This is a genomic window from Streptosporangium sp. NPDC000396 (assembly GCF_042898655.1).
Taxonomy (GTDB): Bacteria; Actinomycetota; Actinomycetes; order Streptosporangiales; family Streptosporangiaceae; genus Streptosporangium.
In genome coordinates, this window is sequence record NZ_JBIAZA010000002.1 from 89,824 (window position 1) to 106,702 (window position 16,879).

Below are 16,879 nucleotides of genomic sequence, written 5' to 3' on the forward strand. Positions count from 1 at the left end.
TGTCAGGGGAGTGCGGCAGACTTCACATCATGCGCGCGAGCCGGTTGGTGTCGATCCTGTTGCTGCTGCAAACCCGGGAGCGGATGACAGCGCAGCAACTGGCTGACACGCTGGAGGTGTCCGTGCGCACCATCTACCGTGACATGGAATCCCTGAGCGCGGCGGGTGTGCCGCTGTACGGCGATCCAGGACACGACGGCGGTTACCGGCTGCTCGGCGGTTTCCGCACCCACCTGACCGGGCTGACCGCCGACGAGGCCGAGTCGCTTTTCCTGACCGGACTGCCCACGGCCGCCGCCGACCTGGGCCTGGGCGCCGTCGTGACCGCCGCAGAGCTCAAACTCATGGCCGCGCTGCCCGCCGAACTACGCGAGCGCGCAGGGCGGGTCACCGAACGATTCCACCTCGACGCCCCATCGTGGTATCACGACGCTGAGCGCACGCCCTACCTGACCGCGATCGCGGACGCGGTGTGGAACGGCCTCGCTGTACGAATGCGCTACCTGCGCTGGGAGGAACCACACGAGACCACCCGGACGGTGAAGCCGTACGGGCTGGTCCTCAAGGCGGGCTGCTGGTATCTCGTGGCCGGCAATACCGAACAGATCCGCACCTACCGAGTCTCGCGAATCCTTGACCTCGACGTCCTCGACGAGCGGTTCGACCGGCCCGACAAGTTCGACCTGGCCGACTACTGGCGGACCTATCTGGAGTATTTCGACGCGCGCCGGCACCAGGGGGAGGCGACACTCCGCCTTTCCCCCAATGCCCTCGACCGGCTGCCCCACCTCATGGAACCGGCCGTGGTTCACGCCGCACGGCGGACCTCCACACCCCCGGATCCCGATGGCTGGACGCGGGTGACCATCCCGATCGAGTCCGTTGAACAGGCTCTCCCCGGACTCCTCAAGCTCGGCGCCGACGCCGAGATCCTCGCTCCCGCCGAACTCCGCGAACAGATCACCCAGACCCTCGACACCCTGATCAACATCTACCGGCGACCGGCCTGAGGCCGCACTCGGACTCCCGCGACAGCCAGACCAAGAAGCTCACATCCACCTACCGCCGGCAGAATGGCCGCAGGACCGGTGTCCTCTTGGACACTCACCCCCGCATTCCGCAACGTGCTCATCACGAGCGAACGCTCAACACACCGTTTCCATAACTGGTACGGCCATCGAGCAGATCAGTGGTCACCAGCAGCTCGCACATCTCCTTCAGGGTGACGCTCGGCGATTCCATCCGGCGGGTGCCCATCAACCTGGCCACTCCGCTGATCCCTTTGCTGTACGGATACGGCAGAGGCCCTCCCAGATGATCCGGGAGGGCCTCTGAGCTGGAGCCGCCTTGGGGGAATCGAACCCCAGACCCCTTTCATTACGAGTTAGAACACGACCGTCCAGAACCGTCCACGGCTGTCTTCCGGGCCTGGTTAGGCGAGCTCTACGGCGATCTTCAGTCCATGGTCGTCCAGGGCTGTCCAGCCCTGTGGTCAGCATCCGCGTTAGCAAGATCACCTGATCGGATGCTCACGCGGGAGGGGATCACGAACCTTTTCGATGCGCCGCTCACTGCTCGCACCGAACTCGGAGAAGTTACGTCGCCCTTGAGTAAGGCTCAACCCGCGGTTGGGACCGCCACGGACCTCGTCGGCATCATGCTCGTCCTGGCCGTCATCCTCCCAGAAGCACACCGGGCAGATTTCATACATGCCCCGCTCTTCAAGCGTGAGGAACCCACAACACGGACACGGATAAGGCTGGTCGCCCTTTGGTTGGTGGACGTTCACGAACACCACTCGTCCAAGGTAACGCCTTCGTCGACCGACCCGAATCGTCGATCACTAACCCCTTCATTACGAACCAACGGCGGGTACCAGGTCGGAAGGCTCACGCGCTGGTCAGACGGCAGATGCGGTTCGGCGGGATGTGATCGCTTAAGACGGTGTTGCTGTATAGACCGACATCCAGCTTGCGGGTGCCTTCGATCCCGGAGAGCACGTAAGCATCGACGGCCTCAACTAGTCCCGCCCGCTGGATCTTCCCGAGCTGATTGTCCACCGTCCCATTGGTGACGGCCGCCACCCTCCACCCGGCCGCACGGAGTCACGTCAGTCCATCCATTACCTCGGACGAACAGTGGACGAGGTGCGGCATGCGCTGACGGTAGCGGCTCCACAGCTCCTGGACCGGCTCGGACAGGGGGAAGTGCTCACGGACCTTGCCGAAGAAGACCTCACGATGCGGGTAACCGACCCGACCGAGAGCCAGCAACCAGTCAACGACCTCGTGTCCAAGATGATGTTCGTCAACGAGCTCGACCGCCCACGCCTGGAAGGTCTCGTCCAGGTTCAGGAGCGTTGTTGTCCAGGTCGAAGAGCTCCAACCGTTGCACAGCAATACCCGCGTGGACGCCTTCCGAATGGGGCGACGACTCGCTCGATCCACGCCTCCCAAGCCAACCTGACGATCAGTTTGTACACGGGCAATCATGCCAGTGGTTTACTTTGATCAACTGTCGTGCTAGCAAGGCGGGCGGGGTTGCCATGACATCGACGCGGGCCGGTTACGTGGTCGGCGGACGCTACCGGCTGGTCGCCGAATTGGGGTCCGGCGGTTTCGGGCGGGTCTGGCAGGCCCGTGACGAGACCCTGGACGTCGACGTGGCCGTCAAAGAACTGCAGTTGCTGCCGGGGATGTCACAGGCCGAGCAGGCCGACCGGCTGAAGCGCGCCACGCGTGAGGCCCGCAACGCCGCCCGGTTGCGTAATCACGAGAACATCGTCGCGATCCACGACGTCGTCGTCGAGGACGGTCTCCCCTGGATCGTCATGGAGCTGATCGACGGCTGCTCGCTGAACGAGCACATCAAGGCGCACGGACCGCTGCCGGTGGAGCGGGCCGCGAGCGTCGCCGTGGCGCTGCTGGCGGCGATCGGCGCGGCGCACCAGGAAGGTGTCGTGCACCGCGACATCAAGCCGGCCAACGTCATGCTCGCCAGGAACGGGAAGGTCCTGCTCACCGACTTCGGGATCGCGGTCCACAGCACCGACACCGCTCTGACCGCCACCGGGATGTTCATCGGCTCTCTGGAGTACACGGCCCCCGAACGGTTGGGTGGCACCGAAGGACTCCCGGCCAGTGACCTGTTCTCCCTCGGCGTGACCCTCTACCAGGCCGTCGAGGGTGTCTCGCCGTTTCGGCGCGATACCCCGCACGCGACGTTGACCGCGGTTCTGCTGGAGGAGGCCCCTGCGCCGCAACGAGCCGGACGGCTCACACAGCTCATCACCCGGCTGCTGGATAAAGACCCGGACAAGAGACCGACGGCCGCAGAGGCGCTGACCATGACCGGTGAGAGGCCTCCCAGTCAGGTCCACCTGCGGCATAAGGCCAAGATCCTCACAACGTGGGAAACCCAGAAAGGGTGGCAGGGAAAGGGTGCTGCGGTGATTATGGCGCTCATCGTCGCACTTGGCGTCGCCCGCTTCGCGGTCGAATACGCGGGCGGTCGCCTCGTCCTCGGCCTCCACGAGGGTTGCATGGCCTACGGCTTCCCTGGCGGTTGCATCTGGCGCGGTCCCATCTCCATGGATCCTCTCAGGGTCACCTATTATGAGGACAGTGGCCTGGCCCGCATCGCCTTGTTACTCGCCCTCATAGTTGACGTTTATTTCGCCGGCTTGCTGTGCGCTAGAATCGCTCGATTCGTACTGCGGGCCGCTGGCCAGACCGTCGCCGTCCTCGTCAGTGTCGTCGGATTCCTCTTCGGCGGCGCCGCCACCTATTTGGCCCTTGACGGTGTCATGGTAATTCTCCTAAACGCCGAGCCCGAAGGGTTGCAGTCGGCTATGAGGGTCTCGCTGATCGCGACCGGCATCGCCATTCTCATTGCATGGCGACTCCGTCCTCGATCAGTAACGGGTGAGGCATGAGGGCGCGTCTCGGGGATGAAGCCGATCCTCGGCTTGGATTTCGCTCATATTGTCAAGCTGTGGGGCAGCGTGTCCGCCCGGCTGTCGCGCCGAGTGGGCGTCGGTTCCACGAGCCGACGTGGGATTCCTCGGCGGAGGCTCACCTCGTCATTCGATGGCAAGTGGACCCGTAGCGCAGGGCCGCCAGGCCCGAGGAACGGAAGTCACGCGGCAGCATTACGGACAGATCATCCAAGATTGCCGGAAGCTCTCACTCTGGCGGTACCGCCTGGTGATTCTCGGCGCGTGGGCGGCGCGGGCCGCGACTGGCCGAAGAGCCGCAGCGCGGCCAGCGACCGCCCGACGCGCGCGGGACGCCGTAGGCGGCACGCGCCTTGAGAAGGAACAGTGACGTCTCGCCCTCACCTACAGGACTCACAGGGAGGTGATTATGAGAGCTGTTAGCAAAAGGCCCCCACCGGATCCCGGTGGGGGCCTCTGAGTTGGAGCCGCCTTGGGGAATCGAACCCCAGACCCCTTCATTACGAGTGAAGTGCTCTGGCCGACTGAGCTAAGGCGGCGTGTCACGTGGGTTTCACATGACCTACGGCAGTCTACAGGCTCCTGGGCACTTCTCGCGCCTTCGAATCAACCGATCTTGGGGCAGTGGACTCCGTCCTTGGGGACGGCCAGGTTGATCAGATAGTCGTCGACCAGACGGTCCACGCATGCGGAGCCGGTCAGGTAGGCGGTGTGGCCGTCGCCGTCGAATCCCACCAGCACGCCTGAGGAGAGCTGGTCGGCCAGCGCCTTGGCCCATTCGTACGGCGTGGCGGGGTCGCGCTCGGTGCCGACCACCATGATGGGAGCGGCGCCAGGCGCGTCGATCTTCCCCTGGGACTCTCCCTTGACCGGCCAGTACGCGCAAGGCAGCGATCCCCACATCACGTACGAGCCGAACAGTGGCGCGTCGGCGGCGGATTCGCGGGCCGCCGTGGCGAAGGCCGAGGAGGTGCGTGGAAAGCGGCCGTCGATGCAGTTGACGGCCATGTTGGCCTCGGTCTGGTTGGAATACGTGCCGCCCTCGTTGCGGCCGATCAGCAGGTCGGCCATGCGCAGGAGCGTGGTTCCGTCTCCCTTCAGCGCCTCGCCGAGCGCCTGGCGGAGGACCGGCCACGCCTTCCGGTCGTAGAGCGGGGTGAGCAGGCCGAGGGAGGTCCAGGCCTCGCCGACCTGACGGCCGTCTCCGGTCTGGTTGGCGAGGGGCTCCTGATCCGCCTTGCGGAGCAGGGCGGTGATCTTCTCGCGGGCGGACTTCACCGTCCCGGCGAAGGGACAGTCACCGGCCGTGAAGCAGTCTTCGAGAAATGCGTCAAGGGCGATCTCGAAACCGTGAGCCTGGGTGGCGTTCAGTTCCAGAGGAGGCAGTGAGGGGTCCACGGCGCCGTCCAGGACGAGGGCGCGGACACGGCCGGGGAACAGGTCGGCGTAGACCGCGCCGAGCTGCGTGCCGTACGACTTGCCGAGATAGGTGAGCTTCTCGTCCCCGAGGGCTGCACGTAGCAGGTCCATGTCCCGTGCCGCGTCGGCCGTGCCGACGTGCGGGAGAAGCTTGCCCGAGCGGGCCTGGCACCCGGCCGCGAACCGCCGTGAGCTCTCCTCCAGCGCGGCGACCTCGCCCGGTGAGTCGGGCGAGCTGTCAAGGCCGACGTAGGCGTCCAGGGCGCTCGACGGCAGGCATCGGACGGGCGAGGACTCACCGACACCACGCGGGTCGAACCCGACCACGTCGAAACGGGCGCGCACGGCCTCGCTCACCACCGAACGCGCGCTGCGCGCGTATTCGATCCCGGAGGCACCGGGCCCGCCGGGATTGATGAGGACCGAGCCGATCCGGTCGCCCTTGGCCGGAAGCCGGATCACGCCGATCTCGATCCGCTCGCCGCTCGGCTTGTCATGGTCGAGGGGTACCGCGAGCTTCGCGCACTCGAAACCGTCGCCGCAGTTCGTCCAGTCGAGCCCGGTCCTCGGTTTCCCGGCTTCGGTGCAGGCCGTCGCCAGCAGGGTCATCGCCGCGAGGGCGGCAGCCGTACGGCGGAACCTCACGCCTCGTCCGTCCAGGAAGCCGGGACACACGCCGGCGCGGAAACGGGAACCGGGACGCGGGTCACCTCATGTGACGGGCGCTCGCCGTGTCTCTGGGGTCCCTGAGGTGCACGCACTCGCTTCATCCTCCGGAGCTTGGAATGCCTGGTCCGCCGGCGAACCACACCAGACCCGGCCTCCTGAGCAAAAAAGCGAGATTTCCTGCGGAGGGGGAATTGGCAGGTCGCATAACGGTGGCATCCTACGCCCGCGCCATCGGCTTCTCCCGGCGAAGGGCAGCCGCCCCAGCGAAGGACGGCCTGCGCCGTTCGGGAATGAGCCTGCCAGATGCTGCCGTAACCAGGCTGCGGCGGTTCGGTGAGATCAGGCCAGACAAGGTGAGATCAGGCCGGGCAAGGAGCGACACCGCCCGCGGCGGCGTCTTCGACTACTGGAGTTGCCCGGCGGAATTGCTGTCCCAGGCCACGAAGGTCGTCGACGAGCTACGCTCCAGCGTCTGACGGCGCTCCGTCCGGAATAGCCGATCTTCCGGGAGGTTGTCCTTCACCGGCCTCCCACACGAGTATGACGATCAGTGCCGGATGGACCATGCGCCGTCAAGCAATGGGAGAGATCTCATGTCTGGTAGAGCATCCCACCGCAGTTCCAGCCCTTCCTGGCCGACGGGAACCCTCATGTCCACCCTTGACGAGAGCATGCGCGGGGAGTTCCTCTCCCTGGGTGAGCCCCAGTCCTATCCCCCCGGGGCGATCCTGATCCAGCAAGGCGACCTTCGTCGCGATCATGTCCTGCTGCTGCGTTCGACCCGGTCGAGCCTGCCCGCCTGTGCCAAGGTCACGGCGATCCTCGACAACGGAGTCGAAGCATTGCTGGGCGTGAGGGTCAGCGGCGACCTCGTGGGCGAGATGGCGGCGCTCAGAGGTGTGGGGCGTTCGGCAACGGTAACGACCTGCACGCCCACGCTGGCCTTTCGAATCTCGACGACGGCGTTCTTCACCTATCTCGACAAACATCCACAGCTGTGGTCGGCACTGGCCTCCATGATCGCGGAGCGGCTGGAATGGGCCAATCAGCGGAGGCTCGACTTCGCCGCCTTCGACGTTCCAGTACGGCTGGCACGGGTGCTCAGCGATCTGGCGTCACGCCACGGGTTCGAGGTCAAGGACGGGACGGATCTCGGCGTCAGGCTGTCACAGCTCGAGCTGGGACGGCTGATCGGGGCGAAGGAGGCCGCGGTGGGCAAGGCGGTCCGGCTCCTCAGGGAGGCCGGGCTGCTGCTCGTCAACTACAGGCAGGTGATCATCAAAGACCCGGAAAGGCTGCGCCTGTTCGGCTTCGGGAGCTGAGCCCGAAGCCGAACACATCGCCGCACCGGGCCCGAAGCCGAACACATCGCCGCACCGGGCACGGAGCCGAACTCATCGCCATGCCGCGACGAGCACCGTCCATGAGACCGCGGAGGCGAGCATCAACCCGGTCCATGGCAGAGCCCTGGACACATGCTGATACTTACGCTGGGCGATCTGGGCGAGAAGCCGAAGCATCGCCCACGCCTCAGCGACCCTGACCTGGACGTCCTCGGCCGCGGTCGGCGTCGCGTGACGCCCGATCCCGGTGATGCTGTACCGACTGTGGGCATCCGGCGTTCGCAGAACAGGCCGGATGGCCTGGAGCACGTGGTATCCGGACACGAGGGACCCCAGAAAGAACAGGCCCAGCAGGCCGAACCCGATGACGGCGCCTACCTGGCCGAGCCTGGCACCCGCCCCGGCCTGGGCCGCGACGATCGCGGCGCCTCCCGCGTGAAGAACGACCAGGACGCTCACCTTTCCGTCGGCGTGCTGAACGTAGTTCTGGAACGAAACCACCATCATCAGTGCGTCATTCAGGTCCTGATTCGTCAACTTATGAGACTTTTGCCCGAACCAGCGCGACATCTTCACCCTCTCCTTTGGAATTAAGCCCATAGAAGAGAGCGGCACGTGATACGAGTATGTATTAGTACACATTGGCACTAATATCCATATTTGATAGGGCCACATCCCCTACCAGTAGGGGATGTGGCCCTTCCGGTTGCTCCATACTGGCGACTTCCAGCAGAGCGAGAAAGCAGAAAGAACTCATGAAAAGCGGCGATTTCGGACGCGCCCTCGTCATGGCGAGCGACCTCAAGGGCTATGGACGGGGCGACGACAAACGACACGAGGTCATGCAGCGCGGCTTCGTCGACCTCCACACGGCTGCCGCCGCCCACGCGGGGCTCAACCGGAGCGACTGGGCGATCCAGCCGGGAGGCGACGGCGAGCTCGCGGTTCTACCCGCGAGCGAGCCGGACCCTCTTGTCGTCGACCAGTACCTGAGAGCACTCCACCAGGGACTCGTTCACCACAACGACACCCTGCCGGCGGAAGACCGGCTCCGGCTCAGGGTGGCCCTGGCCTTCGGCACCGCCTATCCGTCGGTGAACGGGTATGCCGGCCAGGCAGTCGTCGAAGCAAGCCGACTGGTCAGCTGGCAGCCGCTCAAGCGGATCTTCGACGAGAGAGAGGGAGCGAACATCGTTCTCATCCTCTCCCAAAGGGTTTTCGAAGACGTGGTGCGCCAGGGCCACACTTCCCATCGGGAAAGCGACTTCCGCAAGGTCTCCGTCCAGGAGAAGGAGTTCTCCGGTTCCGCGTGGATCTGGGCTCCGGAGATCGACCTCAAAAGTCTGAGCTTCCTGTCCGAACCGGCGGAAGCCAAGGAGCGGACGGGCAGCGGCAGCACCATCACTTCCCAGCAGGCGGAAGTGATCAACAATATGAGCGGGCCCGTCGACGCACGTCGAGCTGTTTTCGGGATCAGCCGGAAATGACAGCGGCGGAAAACCCCCAGCACGACGACCCGCCCCCCAAGGTCCCGGACGACCCCCAGCAGGGCGAGCAGCAGGCCACCCCGGACGAGCCGGCCGTCGAGACGACGGAAGACGATTTCGACGAGAACGCTCTCGGCCAGACGGCCACTGTGATCAACAACTTCTTCGCCGAGGTCCAGGCGCAGAAGGCGACGTTCGGCATGGCCGGTGGCCGGACAACGCGATCGATCTCGGGGCGCCTCGCTCAGAAGGACATCGAGCGTGCCCTTGAGCACTTCGTCGAGCCCCGAGATTTCGACAGAGCCACGGCGACCCTGCGCGACCGGCACGTGGTCGTCCTCGTCGGATCCGAGGGCATCGGCAAGTGGACGAGCGGGCTCGCCCTCCTCGCCGAGGCCAAACGTTCCACCGACGAGGTCACGGTCCTCTCCCCCAATCGGGACCTGGACGATCTGCTCTCCACCTCGTTCAAGAAGAACCGTGTCTACTTCATCCACGACTGGATCGAGGGCCTGTTCGAAACGAGCATGCGGCGCTTCACCTTCGAAACGCTGAGCGCCAAGCTCATGCAGGCGCAGACCTATTTGGTGATCACGCTCAACCGCGCGGAGGCGGGCTCCGGACTGGAGGCGTTCGAGGTCCGGTTGGAGCCACCGGACCCGCTGGAGCTGCTCGACTCCTACCTCGGCGCGGCTCATCCCGTTCCCGGAGAAGACCAGCTTCGGGGGAACATCGCCGAACTGCGTTCGCCGCGTCAGGTCGTCGAGCTGGCCGAGCATATGCTCAGCGGCGCGCGGTCACCGCGGGAGGTTCTGGCCGACCTGAGCGGCAGCACGGTGACCAGATGGTTCGACAGCACGCCGAAACGCTCCGAAGTGCTGTCCGTCGCGGCTCTGGCCTTCGCGTACGGCATGCCCGAGCGCGTCTTCGAGCGCCTCGTGGTGCGCCTCACGAGCATCGCCGACGAGATCGAGCGCCAGGGAGCCGAGCGCGAACGGCGCCCGATCGAGGAGGACCTCCCGCAGAGCCGGAAGCTGTGGAACAGCGGGCACCCTCTGGTCGGAATATCGGCCGACGCGGGCGAGCCGAAGGTCGTCTTCTGCGACCCGCACCATCGCGAGCACGTGATCAGGCAGCTCTACCTTCACTACGGGTACAGGGTGTGGGAACCCCTGCGCGAGTGGATTCGCGAGTCGGCGAACGATCTGCCCGAGGTCCAGGTCCAGGTGGCGGCCGGGCTCGCCCTCCTCGCCCGGGAACGACCGGAGGAGGTCAAGGAGTCGTTCCTCAAGCCCTGGGCCGGAGGCCTGGCTCAGGAGCGGCTCGCGGCGGCCAACACGCTGTCCATGATGTGCACCGACGACACCACCGCGGCCATCGCCTTCGTCACCGCCCTGAGCTGGGTGGAGAACGCCGGCCAGCCGCAGGCCATGACCGCGGCGCTCGCCCTGGGCGGCGGCCTCTCGATCCGCTATCCGGCCGACGCGGTGGACTGGCTCTGGTATCTGTCCCTGCGCGGCATTCGGGTGAGCAACGTCGCGCAGAGAGCCTTGACACTCCTGTTCCAGGCCGCCGCCGAGAGAACCGGCGAAGCACTGACCGGCCTGCGGTTACTCGCCAAGCACCTCGACCGCGACCTCGGTGAGGGCATGGAGCCCCACCTGGCCCGGCGAGCTCTCAGTGCAGTGTTGAGCGTGCTCGAGTCCGATCGGCTGGAGAACGACACGCCCCTCATGGCCTGGCTGCTCCTCTCCCAGCCGTCCAGCGCCAGGCCGATCGGCGTGCTGTGGGCCTGGACGCTGCACAACGCCTACCACCGTGCTGACGCGGTCCGCGCGCTCTGCCGTACGCTCCGCGCTCTCGGAGAGCGAGACGACGCCGTAACCGCCGCGGACGCGCTGGGCCAGGCGGTGTGGTCCGCCCTGCCCGACGCCGCGGCGGTGCTGGTCAGGCGTGCGATCGACCACGCCTGCACCGACAGCCACGCGCGGCGGCATTCCCCGCCCGCCAAAGAGATCGTCCTCGCCCTGCTCAATGCGGGCGCCAGGCGAAACCGTTCATGACATCAAGGAGACAGCGATGCCCGCGTCCAGCGGTTATCCAATCGTCGAGGAACGTGCTCTCCGGCCTCCCCAGCGGCGGCTGGGACTCTTCGCCCGCCGGAATCCCGACGAGTTGCCTGAGACTCCCGTGGGCACCGTCCTCGTGTTCGCGGTGAACGGCGGCTACAAGGCCTACACGGAAGGCCACCATCTCAGGGGGTCTGAGGACGCCGTCGTGGCGGCGAGATCCGTCAGCGTCGTCTACATGCGCGGCCGTCAGTTCACCCTCACCATCGAGATCCCCTCACAGGACATGGGCTACCACTTCCTCGTGAAGGTGACCTTCAGGTGCAAGGTGACCGACCCGGAGGCCGTCGTGGCCGCCGGAGTCGAGGACGCCGCGGAAATCCTGGCCGACCACCTCCGCAACGACGCACAGCTGATGCAGCTCGGCACGACACGGCCGATCGAGGAGGTGCACCTCCTGTCCGTGGAGGTCACCAATCGGATCCGGGCCTACCTGGAGTTCTATCCGCCGCGGATCGACGGGATCGACGTGGCCCTGGTCAATGTCGGGCTCCTCCCGCCCAACGACATCCTCGTCCACGGCCAACGGCTCAAGCAGCTCAAGTGGGACCGGGAAAGCAAGGAACTCCAGTGGGCGATCGAGAACCGGGACGTGGCCCGGATCGAGGAGATCTTCAAGCGCGGGGCCGAGGCCAGCACGGCGTTCGGCGTCAGCCGCGAGCAGTTGCTGATGACGGACGCCGTGGGCATCACGCGGGAGGCGCAGGAGCTTCGGATGAAGTCCCTGTCCGAACTGATCAACCGCATGCCCGACGGAGCGCTGGACTTCCTCCCCATCGACACGCAGATACTCATCAACAGGGTCATGACCTCGGTCATCGGAGACGACCCCTTCATCGAGGCACCGAAGAACGCGGCGCGGCCCGAACTCGGCGGGGGAAGGCCGTCCAAGGACGAAGACGACGGTCCGCGCAGGATCAGGCTGGAAGATCTCGATGACTGAGGGAGGGCACCCCGGGACCGCACCTTCCGGCTCCGCCAGGCGATTCGACCTGGGAAGACGGCTGCGGGTCCTGTCGGGGGTCGACGAGGGTGTCCTGGACCAGGTGCCGCTGGAGCGAACCCGCTATGTCGGCCTCGGCGGCGTGGTGCTGGGCACGGCGGTCGTCGCCGGGGTCTCGATGTGGTTCGCGTTGAGCCAGGTTCTGGGCGGCGCCCACATCGCGATGCTCATCCCCACGGTGATCTGGATGCTCATCGTGCTCAACCTCGACCGGTGGCTCGTCTCGACGGTGACCGGTATCTGGCAACGCAGGCTGCTGATGCTGATCCCGCGTCTGCTTGTCGCCGTGGTGCTGGGATTCATCATCGCCGAGCCCCTGGTTCTGCGGGTGTTCGAGACCGCCGTGGTACAGCATGTCGTCGACGAGCGCGAAGCCGTCCGGAACGCGGAACGGGACCGGCTGCTGGAGTGCAACCTAGGCGTGCCCACCGGGACGCCGGCTCGCCAGGACTGCCGGAACGCCAAACTCCTGGCCTCGAACTCCGAGGCGGACGCGGACGCGCTGGACAGGCTGGAGCGCGACGCCGAGAAGTTGCGGGCGCAGGTCAACGCCGACGAGAAGGAGTACGGCAGGCTGCGCAAGCAGGCGAACGACGAGTGCGCGGGCAACAAGGGCGAAGGGGTGAGCGGCAAGAGGGGCATCGGCCCGCTCTGCAGGCGCCTCGACGCCGAGCTGAGGGAATTCAGGGCCAGCCACAATCTGGACGCGAACCACAGGCAGCTCCAGGAATGGGGAAGGCAGATATCCGGGCTGCGTGGACCTCTCGCCGACAAACAGACTGATTTCGGACGGCAGATCGAGAGAAGCGTCGAGGACCGGCTGGCCGCGCTGCCCGGCAGGGACGATCCCGTCGGTCTCCTGGAGCGCATGCGGGCCCTGCACGAGATCACAGCAGAGAACGTCTACCTGTTCGGGGCCAGCTGGCTGTTCCGGCTTTTCCTGATCCTCATCGACTGCCTTCCCATCCTCGTCAAGCTCATGGGGGGCACGACCACGTACGACCGCATGGTGGATCACGCGAACCGTACGCAGGAGAAGATCCATGAGAAGCGTCTCCAGCTCAGCACGGAGGCGCAGATAGGCGAACTCGAACTCCACGCCTACCGCGATGCGGAGGAACGCCGCAAGCAGCGCCAGCTGATAGACATCGCGAGCAAGGCCGCCGACGCCGAGGCGCGGGCCGCCGTGGAAGAGATGATCCGTCAGCGAGCAGAGGAGATGCACCGCCAGAACACCAGGGCCGTCCCCAGGGAAGAGCGGCGCAACGGCGCGCACCCACACGCCGACCTGGCGGGACCCCTGAACTGACCCTTTTGGGCGGGCTCACGGCATGAGCCTGCCCAAAAGGGCCTGGCCTCTGCGGCAAACCTCTCAGGACATGTGCGGCAGAGGGACCGCCGCCCTAGTCGCCGGGGCCGCTTTCGGCGACCGTCTCGGCCTCGCCGTACATCGTGTCGTGCTGCTTGCGGGGCGAGCAGACCGAGGCCGAAGGGCACGCGCAGCGCCGCCCGCCGTCGTCCAGGCGGACCACGACCGAGTCGGAGGGAACGTTGCGCCCGACCACGGTGCCCGAGCCCTCGGGGATGTCCACCTTCGACCCGACGCGGGGCATCTTGCTGTGCGCGTTGACGTAGAGGGGGTGCTCGTATTTGAGGCAGCACATCAGCCGCCCGCACGCGCCCGCGATGCGCAGCGGGTTGACCGGCAGGTCCTGGTCCTTGGCCATGCGCACCGAGACCGGCTCGAAGTCCTTCAGGAAGGTCGCGCAGCACAGGTCGCGGCCGCACGGGCCGATCCCGCCCTGGAGGCGGGCCTCGTCACGGGGGCCTATCTGGCGCAGTTCCACCCGGGCGCGCAGGTTGCGGGCCAGGTCGCGGACCAGGGCGCGGAAGTCGACGCGGTGGGGGGCCGAGAAGTAGACGGTGTAGGTGTTGTCGGAGTCGAGATAGTCGACGCCCACGACCTTCATGGGCAGCGTGTGCCGCTTGATCAGGCGCTTGGAGACGCTCCGGGCCTCCGCGCGCCGCCGCCTGTTGCCCTCGTCACGCGCCAGGTGCTCCTCACCGGCGATGCCCGCGCACACCGGCAGCCCGCCGATCTCCTCGCTCGTCCACTGCGGCGCCCACACGCACTCGGCCACCTCCGGCCCGGCGTCGGTGGGCACGAGCACCTTGTCTCCGACCTTAGGACTGTGCTCTCCCGGATCCAGGTAGTACAGCCTGCCGTAGCGGGTGAAGCTCACGGCCATGATCATGCTCATGTGGCTCCAAAGCTGCTGGGGGTACGGCTAGCGCCCACCAGGCCACCCTACGCGCCGGAACCGCCCCTGTGGGATCTTGGTTCAACCGGCCTGCGCGAGCCGCCCCCTCATCACCTCAGCCGGAGCGGATCACCTGCCACGGCCCATGAATGAGCACTCCCTCCTGTCATCGTCACCTGACCACGGGAGCACGTTCTTGATGATCGACCACAGGGTGCTCCTCTCGAGGAAGCAGGCTTGATCGACGGCGGTGGCCACGTCGGGCAGCTCGCTCGCGGCCCGAGCCACGGCGGCGTAGTCCGCGCCCGGCCTGATCCGGACCTGGAAGGACTCCGGCATGTCCTCGACGGCTACCGCCCGCAGGAGCACGGCGTCGTCCTTGTTCTGCGCCCGGAAGTTCTCCCAGGCTTGCCGCTGACTCTGGAAAGTGACGTCCTCGACCTCGGGCCGGGCTCGCAGCGTCCGCAGAAGATCATCCTTCTCCCTTTCGGTCGCCTCCCCGCCCTTACAGGCTGGAAAGGAACTGTCCTTCTGGCAAAGGAAGACCGAGACCCCGGGTCTCCCTGACGGATTCACGCCGCCCATGGCCATGGCGACGGTTCCCTCTCCCGATCCGGGCTGCGAGGGTGAGGACCTGACCAGCCCGAACCCCACGACGGCGACGATCACGACCGCGGCGGCGACCATGATCGGGGCCATCTTCACGGCACGGCGGGTCCGTGGCGCGGGCAGGGGCCGATGGTCGTCCTGTACGGCCTGCGCGCGGGCCGTCATGGCGTCGCGGAGCCGGTCCTCGATGGTGCTCATATGCTGTCTCCCAGTTCGCGAAGAAGCTTGGCCAGGGCTCGGGCGGTCGTGGACCTGACAGTGCTCTCCCTGACGCCCATCGCCTCGGCGATCTCCGCGTCGGGTAGATCCAGGTAGTAGCGGAGCACGAGCGCCTCCCGCTGACGCCGTGGCAGCCGCCCCAGCGCGACCAGCACCTCGCGCCGCGACTCTCCGATCAGCGCGGCGGTCTCCGCCGAGTCGACCAGGTCCGTGACCCGCTCGGCCCGCCGCAGTGCCACCGCCCGGCGGCGCAGCACGGATCGGGACCCGTTGAGCACGCACGTCCTGACGTAGGCGAGCGTTGTGACGCCCGGCCGCCAGCTCCTGTGCAGCCGCGCGAACACGTCCTGCACGACGTCCTCGGCAGTCTCCCGGTCGCCGACGAGCAGCACCGCGAGCCGGACCAGGTCCAGCCGGTGGTCGCGGTAGAACGCGACAAGCTCGGCATCGGGGGAAAAGGCCGGCGGAGCGGATGCCCGTGTTGGCCGCTCCGCCAGCCGCAAGATCTCACCGTCCATACCCTATGAACGCGCGCCCCCGCCGATCCGCTGCTTCAGCATTTCTCCTCGCGCGTACGGCATCTCATGTCGTCGATCACGGTGATGACGCCGGGCACTTTCTCGGCAGCCGCGATGATCGCCGCCCGGTCGGCGCCGGAACGGGGCACCACCCGGAACGACTCGGGCATGTCCTCCAGCCGGACTGCGGCGAGCAACACGCTGTCGTTCTTGAAGTTCGCCCGGAAGTTCTTGTAAGCCTCCGCCTTGCTCTCGAAACGGATCCGCTCCACATCCGGCCGGCTCCGCAACGCCTCGGCGATCTTGGCCTTGTCGGCTTTCTGGCCTTTGCATTGTGGGAAGGGACTGTTCCTCGCGCACAGGAAGACCGAGATCTCCTCCCGCCCGGGCACCGAGGTCGCCTGGGCCGTGGTGGACGTCTCGGGATCCGCCTGCCGTACCCACAGGAACCCCGTCCCGACGGCGATCACCGTGGCGACGGCGGCCAGCATCATCGGGATTCGGAAGCGGCGGCGGGCCGGAACGGCCAGCGGGCGGACATCCACGGCGGTGGTGGCGGCGGCGGACAGGGCGTCGCGCAGGCGGTTCTCAACGGCGGTCATGACTGCTCCCCAAGCACTCGGGCGAGGGCGGCCAGCCCGCGCGCGATGGTGGACCTGGCGGTGCTGGCACCGATTCCCATGGTCTCGGCGATCTCAAGGTCGGGTAGATCCAGGTAGTAGCGCAGCGTCAGCGCCTCCCGCTGCCGTCTCGGCAGCGCGCGCAGGGCCACCAGCACCTCGCGGCGCTCCTCGCCGAGCAGCGCCGCGTGCTCGGCGGACCAGACGGGCGGTTCGTACGGCACGGCCCGCCGGAACGCCACCGCCCGGCGACGCAGCACGGAACGGGAGCCGTTGAGGACCGCCGAGCGGATGTAGGCCAGTGCGCGCTCGGGATCGCGCATCCGGCGCCGCCCCGCATGGGTGCGGGCGAACGCCTCCTGCACGATGTCCTCGGCCGTGGCCTGGTCGCCCACCATGAGCAGCGCCAGCCGTACCAGCCCGAGGTGATGTTCGGCGAACAGCGCCGCGACGTCGATGCGGTCCCTCGCCAAAGGCTCCCCGTGGGAGAGCAGCTCGGCTTTCGGGTTCGGGGTCGTCCCCGGAAATGACACGGTCACATCACAGAGACGCCGGGCCGAGCGGTTTGCTGCTCGGCCCGGCGCGCCGCTTCGGCTCAGGACGGTTCACCTCAGGACGACTTGCCTCAGGACGACTCGCCTCAGGAC

Annotated in this window: 19 protein-coding genes and 1 tRNA gene; 8 read left to right on the top strand and 12 right to left on the bottom strand. The window is 66.8% G+C overall.

Features of this window, described 5'->3' with window-relative positions:
• The first annotated feature begins 29 nt into the window (after window positions 1-29).
• Window positions 30-1,010, top strand: a complete 981-nt coding sequence (locus tag ACFY2X_RS02835; protein WP_389931465.1) for a helix-turn-helix transcriptional regulator — start codon at window positions 30-32, stop codon at window positions 1,008-1,010.
• 121 nt (window positions 1,011-1,131) lie between these two features.
• On the opposite strand, the gene ACFY2X_RS02840 is transcribed toward ACFY2X_RS02835, so the two are convergent.
• The 4 genes from ACFY2X_RS02840 to ACFY2X_RS02855 all read right to left on the bottom strand — a co-directional run bounded on the left by ACFY2X_RS02840 (window position 1,132) and on the right by ACFY2X_RS02855 (window position 2,273).
• Window positions 1,132-1,269: a hypothetical protein gene (locus tag ACFY2X_RS02840; protein WP_389931466.1), complete on the bottom strand. Its 138-nt coding sequence runs from the start codon at window positions 1,267-1,269 to the stop codon at window positions 1,132-1,134.
• A gap of 244 nt (window positions 1,270-1,513) precedes the next feature.
• On the bottom strand, window positions 1,514-1,798 hold the full coding sequence (locus ACFY2X_RS02845) for a CPCC family cysteine-rich protein (RefSeq protein WP_389931468.1): 285 nt from the start codon (window positions 1,796-1,798) through the stop codon (window positions 1,514-1,516).
• Between the two features lie 91 nt (window positions 1,799-1,889).
• Complete coding sequence (locus tag ACFY2X_RS02850) at window positions 1,890-2,060, bottom strand: hypothetical protein (RefSeq protein ID WP_389931471.1); 171 nt, start codon at window positions 2,058-2,060, stop codon at window positions 1,890-1,892.
• A 45-nt stretch (window positions 2,061-2,105) separates the two neighbouring features.
• Window positions 2,106-2,273: a hypothetical protein gene (locus tag ACFY2X_RS02855; protein ID WP_389931473.1), complete on the bottom strand. Its 168-nt coding sequence runs from the start codon at window positions 2,271-2,273 to the stop codon at window positions 2,106-2,108.
• A gap of 89 nt (window positions 2,274-2,362) precedes the next feature.
• Here ACFY2X_RS02855 and ACFY2X_RS02860 point away from each other — a divergent pair, with 89 nt between their 5' ends.
• The gene (locus tag ACFY2X_RS02860) at window positions 2,363-3,934 is read left to right on the top strand and encodes a serine/threonine-protein kinase (RefSeq protein ID WP_389931475.1); all 1,572 of its coding nucleotides are present in this window, start codon (window positions 2,363-2,365) and stop codon (window positions 3,932-3,934) included.
• A gap of 483 nt (window positions 3,935-4,417) precedes the next feature.
• On the opposite strand, the gene ACFY2X_RS02865 is transcribed toward ACFY2X_RS02860, so the two are convergent.
• Both ACFY2X_RS02865 and ACFY2X_RS02870 read right to left on the bottom strand, forming a co-directional pair.
• A tRNA-Thr gene (locus ACFY2X_RS02865) sits at window positions 4,418-4,494 on the bottom strand.
• Between the two features lie 67 nt (window positions 4,495-4,561).
• A complete protein-coding gene (locus ACFY2X_RS02870) occupies window positions 4,562-5,983 on the bottom strand; it encodes an alpha/beta hydrolase (RefSeq protein WP_389932316.1) in 1,422 nt (473 codons plus the stop codon).
• Window positions 5,984-6,333: 350 nt separating this feature from the next.
• On the opposite strand from ACFY2X_RS02870, the gene ACFY2X_RS02875 reads away from it, so the two are divergent.
• Together ACFY2X_RS02875 and ACFY2X_RS02880 are read left to right on the top strand one after the other, a co-directional pair.
• On the top strand, window positions 6,334-6,519 hold the full coding sequence (locus tag ACFY2X_RS02875) for a DUF6196 family protein (RefSeq protein WP_389931477.1): 186 nt from the start codon (window positions 6,334-6,336) through the stop codon (window positions 6,517-6,519).
• 174 nt (window positions 6,520-6,693) lie between these two features.
• Complete coding sequence (locus ACFY2X_RS02880; protein WP_389931479.1) at window positions 6,694-7,365, top strand: Crp/Fnr family transcriptional regulator; 672 nt, start codon at window positions 6,694-6,696, stop codon at window positions 7,363-7,365.
• A gap of 72 nt (window positions 7,366-7,437) precedes the next feature.
• Here ACFY2X_RS02880 and ACFY2X_RS02885 read toward each other — a convergent pair whose 3' ends face one another.
• Window positions 7,438-7,893: a hypothetical protein gene (locus tag ACFY2X_RS02885; RefSeq protein ID WP_389931481.1), complete on the bottom strand. Its 456-nt coding sequence runs from the start codon at window positions 7,891-7,893 to the stop codon at window positions 7,438-7,440.
• A gap of 248 nt (window positions 7,894-8,141) precedes the next feature.
• On the opposite strand from ACFY2X_RS02885, the gene ACFY2X_RS02890 reads away from it, so the two are divergent.
• Genes ACFY2X_RS02890 through ACFY2X_RS02905 form a run of 4 tightly spaced genes read left to right on the top strand, consistent with a single transcriptional unit; the run spans window position 8,142 to window position 13,314 of the window.
• Window positions 8,142-8,873 (top strand): hypothetical protein, encoded by a 732-nt coding sequence (locus tag ACFY2X_RS02890; RefSeq protein WP_389931483.1) that lies wholly within the window; start codon window positions 8,142-8,144, stop codon window positions 8,871-8,873.
• Window positions 8,870-10,936 (top strand): hypothetical protein, encoded by a 2,067-nt coding sequence (locus tag ACFY2X_RS02895; RefSeq protein ID WP_389931485.1) that lies wholly within the window; start codon window positions 8,870-8,872, stop codon window positions 10,934-10,936. Before ACFY2X_RS02890 ends, ACFY2X_RS02895 begins: the two co-directional genes overlap by 4 nt.
• 16 nt (window positions 10,937-10,952) lie before the next feature.
• Complete coding sequence (locus ACFY2X_RS02900) at window positions 10,953-11,945, top strand: hypothetical protein (RefSeq protein WP_389931487.1); 993 nt, start codon at window positions 10,953-10,955, stop codon at window positions 11,943-11,945.
• Entirely contained in the window at window positions 11,938-13,314 is a 1,377-nt protein-coding gene (locus ACFY2X_RS02905) for a DUF4407 domain-containing protein (protein WP_389931489.1), read from the top strand. The genes ACFY2X_RS02900 and ACFY2X_RS02905 overlap by 8 nt, the downstream gene beginning before the upstream one ends.
• 94 nt (window positions 13,315-13,408) lie before the next feature.
• On the opposite strand, the gene ACFY2X_RS02910 is transcribed toward ACFY2X_RS02905, so the two are convergent.
• The 5 genes from ACFY2X_RS02910 to ACFY2X_RS02930 all read right to left on the bottom strand — a co-directional run bounded on the left by ACFY2X_RS02910 (window position 13,409) and on the right by ACFY2X_RS02930 (window position 16,765).
• Window positions 13,409-14,260, bottom strand: a complete 852-nt coding sequence (locus tag ACFY2X_RS02910; protein WP_389932319.1) for a stage 0 sporulation family protein — start codon at window positions 14,258-14,260, stop codon at window positions 13,409-13,411.
• 135 nt (window positions 14,261-14,395) lie between these two features.
• Complete coding sequence (locus ACFY2X_RS02915) at window positions 14,396-15,073, bottom strand: permease-like cell division protein FtsX (RefSeq protein WP_389931490.1); 678 nt, start codon at window positions 15,071-15,073, stop codon at window positions 14,396-14,398.
• On the bottom strand, window positions 15,070-15,612 hold the full coding sequence (locus ACFY2X_RS02920; protein WP_389931492.1) for an RNA polymerase sigma factor: 543 nt from the start codon (window positions 15,610-15,612) through the stop codon (window positions 15,070-15,072). Before ACFY2X_RS02920 ends, ACFY2X_RS02915 begins: the two co-directional genes overlap by 4 nt.
• 35 nt (window positions 15,613-15,647) lie before the next feature.
• Entirely contained in the window at window positions 15,648-16,214 is a 567-nt protein-coding gene (locus tag ACFY2X_RS02925; RefSeq protein WP_389931494.1) for a permease-like cell division protein FtsX, read from the bottom strand.
• The gene (locus tag ACFY2X_RS02930) at window positions 16,211-16,765 is read right to left on the bottom strand and encodes a SigE family RNA polymerase sigma factor (RefSeq protein WP_389931495.1); all 555 of its coding nucleotides are present in this window, start codon (window positions 16,763-16,765) and stop codon (window positions 16,211-16,213) included. Before ACFY2X_RS02930 ends, ACFY2X_RS02925 begins: the two co-directional genes overlap by 4 nt.
• Between the last annotated feature and the right edge of the window lie 114 nt (window positions 16,766-16,879).